Below are 6,247 nucleotides of genomic sequence, written 5' to 3'. Positions count from 1 at the left end.
TGAGCGAGTCCTCGCGCACCACCAGGGACGTCGCGAGCCTGGCGGGCGCGCCGACGCGCAGCCCGGACAGGGTGTTGGGCGTGCACTGCACGGCCGTGCCGACGCCGCCGACCTCGACGACCGCGGCGTCGGGGGCGAGCGCGGCGACCGTGCCGCTGACGAAGGCGATCATCGGACCGTGTCCTTCCGACGTCGTGCGAGTGCGGGAGCGGAGCGGGGGGAGGCATGCGCCCGCTGCGGGCGGTTCAGCGCCGGGGCGCGGCAGATGTGGCAGACGGCGAGCGCCAGGGCGTCGACGGCGTCGGCCGGCTCGGGCGGGGCGTCGAGCCGCAGCAGCCGGGCGACCATCGTGCCGGGCCGGGCCTCGCCGGCGCCTCCGCTGCCGGTGACGGCGGCCTTCACTTCGCCGGGGGTGTGCCAGGCGACGGGCAGACCTCGCCGGGTCGCGCACAGCATCGCGACCGCGCTCGCCTGGGCGGCGCCCATCACGGTGCGCACGTCGGACCGGCTGAACACCCGCTGCACGGCCACGGCTCCGGGCCGGTAGTCGTCCAGCCATCGCTCGATGCCGCGCTCGACGAGGAGGAGGCGGTGGCCGAGGTCCGCGTCCGCCGGGGTGCGGAGGACGCCGGCGGCCGTCACCGTGAGCGGCCGTCCGGGGGTTCCGTCGACCACCCCGAGGCCGCACCGGGCCGGTCCGGGGTCCACGCCGAGCACCCGCACGGCGCCCTCCCCGAGGGGTGGAGTCTTCATGATCGAGCCAAGTCTGCGCAGAGGGTCGTGGTCGCGCCGGTCGGACGGCGGGTCCGCCCTGCGAGTGCGGAGCGGGCATGGGGAGATCTTCCGTGGGCTCCAGCCGGCGGCGCAGAGAGGTGCGACATATCCGGCTCAACCAGACTCAATGGTAACTCGAACTGGTGTGCGAGGGAAGGTGTGGCCGCCAGGAGCCGGCCGGTCCGATCCCCTCGGGCGCCTCGAAACCGGTCCGGTGGACCCGAGGAGGGCCCGGCGTAGGGTCGGAGTATGCCTCCGTCCGAGAGTTCCGCCGCATCGGAGGCGGCCCCGCCCACCACGCCTCGGCCCACCCCGAGGAGGCCGTCGTCGCTGTCGCCGTCGCGTGCGGACGACTTCATGACCTGCCCGCTGCGCTACCGGCTGCGGGTGATCGACAGACTGCCGGAGCCACCGAACCAGGCGGCGGCCCGGGGCGCCGTGGTGCACGCGGTGCTGGAGCGGCTCTTCGACGCGCCGGCCGGGCAGCGCACTCCGGGCCGGGCCCGCGCGTTGCTGCGCCCGGAGTGGGAGCGGCTGCTGGGCAGGCGGCCCGAGCTGGCCGACCTCTTCCCCGAGGACGCGGACGGCGCGTCGCTGGCCGCCTGGCTGGCCGAGGCGGAACAGCTGCTCGACCGGTACTTCCTGATGGAGGACCCCAACCGGTTGGAGCCCGCCGGGCGCGAGCTGCACGTGGAGACGGTGCTGGAGTCGGGCCTCGAACTGCGCGGGATCATCGACCGGGTGGACGTCGCCCCGACCGGCGAGGTCCGCGTGGTGGACTACAAGACCGGCCGGGCGCCCCCGCCGGACTTCGAGTACCGGGCCATGTTCCAGATGAAGTTCTACGCCCTGGTGCTGTGGAGGCGGCGCGGGGTGGTTCCGCGTCGCCTCCAACTGGTCTACCTGGGCAGCGGCGACGTGGTGACGTACGACCCGGACGAGGCGGACCTGCGGGCGGTGGAGCGGAAGCTGCGGGCGCTGTGGGCGGCGATCCAGCGGGCGGTGGCGACGGGCGAGTGGCGACCCAGCCCGAGCCGGCTCTGCGACTGGTGCGGCTATCAGGCCTTCTGCCCGGCGTTCGGCGGCACCCCGCCGCCCTACCCCCTGGCCTGACGCCCGCCGGGCCGTCGACGACCAGCGGGAAGAGCGGGCGCCGGATCGGTGTGACCGGGCGCCGGACGGCCGAACCGTCCGGTCACACGAGCACCTGGTCGACGAAGCACCAGCGCCAGTCCTCTCCGGGCTCGTGGGTCCGTATCACGGGGTGGCCCGTTTCCCGGTGGTGCCCCGTCGCGTGCCGTCCCAGCGACGAGTCGCAGCAGCCGACGTGGCCGCAGCTGAGACACAGACGCAACTGCACCGGATCCGTGCCGTCCCGCAGACACTCCGGACACGTATCGGTGAGCGGGGCGGGTTCCGGGAGCGGCAGCGCGTCGGCGTGCGTGCACTGTTTCATGATGGCCAGATTACGACTGTTGCACGGATCACAGCGCGGAGATTCGGGGGTGGGCACGACATGGACGTGATGTCGCTGCTGTTGCTGGTGGCGGGCAGTGCCGCGGTGTCCGCCGCCGCCAGACGCACTCCGGTGCCGGCCCCGCTGCTGGTGGTCGCCGCCGGCCTCGCGGTCAGCTACGTGCCCGGCGTGCCCGTCTACACGCTCGACCCGCACATCGTCCTTCCGCTCATCCTGCCCCCGCTGCTGTACACGGCTGGCCTCGACAGTTCCTACCTCGGTCTGCGGGCGCAGCTGCGGCCGGTCGCGCTGCTGTCGGTGGGGTACGTGCTGTTCGCGACCTTCGTCGTCGGCTGGGCCCTGTACCTGATCGTGCCGGGCCTGTCGCTCACCGCGGCCCTGGTGTTCGGTGCCGTGGTGGCCCCGCCGGACGCGGTCGCGGCGACGGCGGTGGCGCGCCGGGTCGGACTGCCGTCCCGGATCACCACGATCCTCCAGGGCGAGTCCCTGCTGAACGACGCCACCGCGATCACCGCGTTCCGGGTGGCCCTGGCGGCGGCCGTCGGCGAGGGCGCGACCTGGGCCGGGGGGGTCGGCGAGTTCCTGCTCGCGGCGTTCGGCGGCCTCGTGTTCGGTCTGGTGCTGATGGTTCCGCTGCACTGGCTGCGCACCCATGTGAAGGAGGCGCTGCTGCAGAACACGCTCTCCCTGCTGATCCCGTTCGTCGCCTACGCCGCCGCCGAGCAGGTGCACGCCTCCGGGGTCATCGCGGTCGTGGTCGTCGCGCTCTTCCTGGGACACCGCGCGTGGGAGGTCGACTTCGCCACCCGGCTCCAGGAGGGGGCGGTGTGGAGGATGGTCGCGTTCGTCCTGGAGGCCGCGGTGTTCGCGCTCATCGGACTGCAACTGCCGATCGTCCTCGAAGGGCTCGGGGAGTACACGGGCGCCGAGGCCCTCCGGTACGCGCTGGCCGTCTTCGCGGTGGTCGTCGTCGCGCGGTTCGTGTGGGTGTACCCGGCCACCTTTCTGCCGCCGCTGCTGTCGGCCCGGATCCGGGAACGCGAGGGGAGACCCGGCTGGAAGGCGCCGTTCGTCATCGCCTGGGCCGGCATGCGCGGCGTGGTCTCGCTGGCCATCGCCTTCTCGATCCCGCTCACCATCGACGGCGCCGACTTCCCGCAGCGCAACCTGCTGCTCTTCCTGACCTTCACCACGGTCATCGGCACGCTGGTGGTGCAGGGGCTGACGCTGCCCCCGCTGATCCGCCTGCTGAAGCTCCCGGGGCGCGACGTCCAGGCCGAGACCCTCGCGGAGGCCAACGCCCAGGCGCAGGCCTCGCGGATCGCCGAGCAGCGGCTGGACGAGCTCCTGTCCGACGAGCGCAACGCTCTTCCGGCCCCGCTCGCCGACCGTCTGCGCACCGTCCTGGAGCGCCGCCGCAACGCCGTCTGGGAACGTCTGGGCCAGGCCAACCCGATCACCGGGGAATCCGTGGACGACACCTACCGGCGGCTGTCGCGGGAGGTGATCAGCGCGGAGCGTGACGTCTTCGTCAGACTCCGCGACGCCCGCTACCTCGACGACGAGATGCTGCGCACCCTGCTGCGGCGGCTGGACCTGGAGGAGGCGGCGGCCTATCGGGAGACGGCATAGAACGACTCCCCGCGCTCACGGGAAGGAGTGGCCTCGTAGGCCTTGTAGGCCTTGTGACGACCGCCGTGCCCGGTCAGGGCGCCGGGAGCTTCACCTTGACCGAGCCGCAGCCGATGCGCTCGGACTCCGCCTCCACGTAACCGGGCAGCAGGTCCCTGACGAAGTTCTCGTCGTCGCCGTGCGGGTCGAGGTTTTCCACTGTCATGACCACCTGGCCCGTCTGGCAGGACAGTCGGTGAGCGGCGCGGGTCGGGCTGATCACCCCGCTTCCCTTCGTCCCGTCGACGCGGTCGCCGCCGTTGCGCAACTCCAGTGAATAGATCTCGGCCACCGTCGGGTCGACGACCGTCGACATCCTTGTCTTCGGGCGGGCGTCGGGGCCCGCCTCACAGGTCCGGGCCGCACCGCCCTCACCACCGACACGGTTGACCTTCAGCGATGTGCGGTACCGGCTCGGGAGCTCAAGGCCCTTCACCCCGCAGAAGGCCTCCGGCTTCACCTTCTCCCAGCCGGGGAAGCCGGGCAGTTCCTCCGGCGCCCGGTAGGCGCCGTGGCAGCCGAGTTCGCGGATGACGCCATTGGCCGCGTCGACGACCACGCGGGCCATGGCATCGCGGTCCTTCTCGTCGTGCTGGACCGGCGTGTCGAAGTCGTGCTCGCCCAGCGCCACGTCGACGACGGTGGCGCCCCTCAGCATGTCCGGGCGCCCCACGCAGCTCTGCGGCAGGGCGAGCCAGGCACGTGACGCGGAGACCATGCCCGGCAGGTCGGCACCCAGCTTGACCATGCGGCTGGAAAGGAACTCGGACGGCCAGTTGCGGCCGTCGGTGCCGTACAGGCCGTCGAGGGTGTGCACCCGCACGACCGCTCGCCGGAGCGTCTTCTCGTCCTTGAAGCTGGTGATCCGGCACTGCCCGTACGAGAGCGCGGCGGGGCTCGGGTCGCGCCGGAGCTCCTGCTCCTCGACTTCCAGCCGGCGGTCGCCGAACAGCGCGGAGACACTGCCGTCGCCGAGGGAGTCCCAGCAGGGGTCGGGCTTCAGCAGCGGGAGTGTGTCCGTGCGCCAGGCCACCGTCCCCGCCCCGAGCAACGCGCCGACGAGCCCGGCGGCGGTGGCGGCGAGCACGGTGCGGTTGCGCAGGAGACGACGCAACCACGGCGTTCCGGCCCGGGCGGCCTCGTCGTTCTCGCCGGTCGTCACGGCCGGCCCCCTCTCCCGCACCCGACGCGGTTGCCCACGGACGCGACGAAGTTCTCGAACGACCGCTCCACAACGGCCTTGTCGACTGCGGCGGCGCCCTGGGCGTGCCCGTAGAACACAAACTCGAGGCCGTCGCAGGTGGTGCGGACCAGGCCCTGGCCGCGTCCCTCCGGCAGCCCGCCGAACACCGCGGTCATCCGCGGCCCGCCCGCCATGACGTACTGCGCGACCGGCTCGTCCGGCTCCCCGGGGGAGCTCCACACGACCGAACAGGTCTGCAGTCGCTGCGTCACGGCCCCCACCTGCTGCCGGTAGTTCGGCACCCTGTCGAGTTCCAAGCCCACGCCCGGGACACGGCACAACGGATCGTCCGCGCGCTCGTTCTCCTCCGCGAGGGTGACGAGCGGCGACCGGGTGTGCAGCGGCTCCTCCGGCGCGCACCCCGCGCGGGCCATCCCCGTGTTGGCCACGTCCAGCAGCATGCGGGTGACCGCGGAGTACGTGCCGATGGTGAACGGCATGGCCCGCCTGCCCAGGTGGCCGTCAGCCCGTCTTTCACCACGGATCGTCACCACCGATGGTCTGCCGTCCACGTCGCACGCCTGCGGCAGCACCAGCACGGCCCGGTCGCCGGCCACCAGGCCGTCGAGACCGTCCGGCAGCGGAGCGGCGGAGCCGTGGAAGTTCTGCGCCAGCCAGGCACGGCGTTCCTCCGCTCCCGCCGGAACGGGACCGTAGTCGACGGTGACCCGCTCGTCGAACGTCAACGGCTCATCCGAGTCGTCGTCCTCGACGGTCGAGGACACCACGACCCGACAGGTCCCGCGCGGGTGGTCGGCGGAGGGCGGCTCGGACTCGCTTCCCCTGCGCCTGGAAGCGGACTTCGCGAGCGCCTCGTCACCGAGGAACGACGCGCCGCTGTTCTCCTCCCAGGCACCCCAGCAGTAACTGCTCCGGAAAGGACCGCTGTTCGTGGCGTACAGGCCGAAACCACCCGCCACCACCGCACCCGCGAGCACTCCGCCCAAGATGCCCAGGCGCTTTTTCGTGCGGTCAGCCATGACATCTCCCCCCATTACCTTTTTCGTGGCCCCGCAATGGGGCTCCCGGCCTCTGGAGCCGGCATGACTGGTCCCCCCTGTCGAACGCATGGCCCGGGGGGT

Annotated in this window: 7 protein-coding genes; 2 read left to right on the top strand and 5 right to left on the bottom strand. The window is 72.5% G+C overall.

Annotated features, from left to right (window positions below):
• Together ACWEQO_RS34505 and ACWEQO_RS34500 are read right to left on the bottom strand one after the other, a co-directional pair.
• Positions 1-172, bottom strand: a 172-nt coding sequence (locus ACWEQO_RS34505) for an OB-fold domain-containing protein (RefSeq protein ID WP_452986465.1), incomplete at its 3' end; no start/stop codon positions are given.
• The gene (locus ACWEQO_RS34500; RefSeq protein WP_361462401.1) at positions 169-723 is read right to left on the bottom strand and encodes a crossover junction endodeoxyribonuclease RuvC; all 555 of its coding nucleotides are present in this window, start codon (positions 721-723) and stop codon (positions 169-171) included. The genes ACWEQO_RS34500 and ACWEQO_RS34505, both read right to left, overlap by 4 nt.
• A 300-nt stretch (positions 724-1,023) precedes the next feature.
• Here ACWEQO_RS34500 and ACWEQO_RS34495 point away from each other — a divergent pair, with 300 nt between their 5' ends.
• Positions 1,024-1,887, top strand: a complete 864-nt coding sequence (locus ACWEQO_RS34495) for a RecB family exonuclease (RefSeq protein WP_452986464.1) — start codon at positions 1,024-1,026, stop codon at positions 1,885-1,887.
• Between the two features lie 82 nt (positions 1,888-1,969).
• Here the strand turns inward: ACWEQO_RS34495 and ACWEQO_RS34490 are convergent, their stop codons facing one another.
• Complete coding sequence (locus ACWEQO_RS34490) at positions 1,970-2,230, bottom strand: UBP-type zinc finger domain-containing protein (protein WP_361462362.1); 261 nt, start codon at positions 2,228-2,230, stop codon at positions 1,970-1,972.
• Between the two features lie 60 nt (positions 2,231-2,290).
• Between ACWEQO_RS34490 and ACWEQO_RS34485 the strand changes: the two genes are divergently transcribed.
• Positions 2,291-3,883, top strand: a complete 1,593-nt coding sequence (locus tag ACWEQO_RS34485; protein ID WP_452986463.1) for a Na+/H+ antiporter — start codon at positions 2,291-2,293, stop codon at positions 3,881-3,883.
• 73 nt (positions 3,884-3,956) lie between these two features.
• On the opposite strand, the gene ACWEQO_RS34480 is transcribed toward ACWEQO_RS34485, so the two are convergent.
• Positions 3,957-5,084, bottom strand: coding sequence for a hypothetical protein (locus ACWEQO_RS34480; RefSeq protein ID WP_452986462.1), 1,128 nt, complete (start codon positions 5,082-5,084; stop codon positions 3,957-3,959).
• Positions 5,081-6,145 carry a hypothetical protein gene (locus ACWEQO_RS34475; protein WP_452986461.1) on the bottom strand — a complete coding sequence of 355 codons (1,065 nt, stop codon included), beginning with the start codon at positions 6,143-6,145 and terminating at the stop codon, positions 5,081-5,083. Before ACWEQO_RS34475 ends, ACWEQO_RS34480 begins: the two co-directional genes overlap by 4 nt.
• Positions 6,146-6,247 lie beyond the last annotated feature (102 nt).

The sequence above is a fragment of the Streptomyces sp. NPDC004051 genome, from assembly GCF_053604275.1.
Note: the sequence above shows the minus strand (reverse complement) of the source record. Positions and strands in the feature narration are given on the sequence as shown.

Excerpts from the sequence above, each read along its gene's own strand:
- ACWEQO_RS34495 (WP_452986464.1), top strand. The coding sequence starts at position 1,024 with ATGCCTCCGTCCGAGAGTTCCGCCGCATCGGAGGCGGCCCCGCCCACC.
- ACWEQO_RS34485 (WP_452986463.1), top strand. The coding sequence starts at position 2,291 with ATGGACGTGATGTCGCTGCTGTTGCTGGTGGCGGGCAGTGCCGCGGTG.
- ACWEQO_RS34475 (WP_452986461.1), bottom strand. The coding sequence starts at position 6,145 with ATGGCTGACCGCACGAAAAAGCGCCTGGGCATCTTGGGCGGAGTGCTC.
- ACWEQO_RS34490 (WP_361462362.1), bottom strand. The coding sequence starts at position 2,230 with ATGAAACAGTGCACGCACGCCGACGCGCTGCCGCTCCCGGAACCCGCC.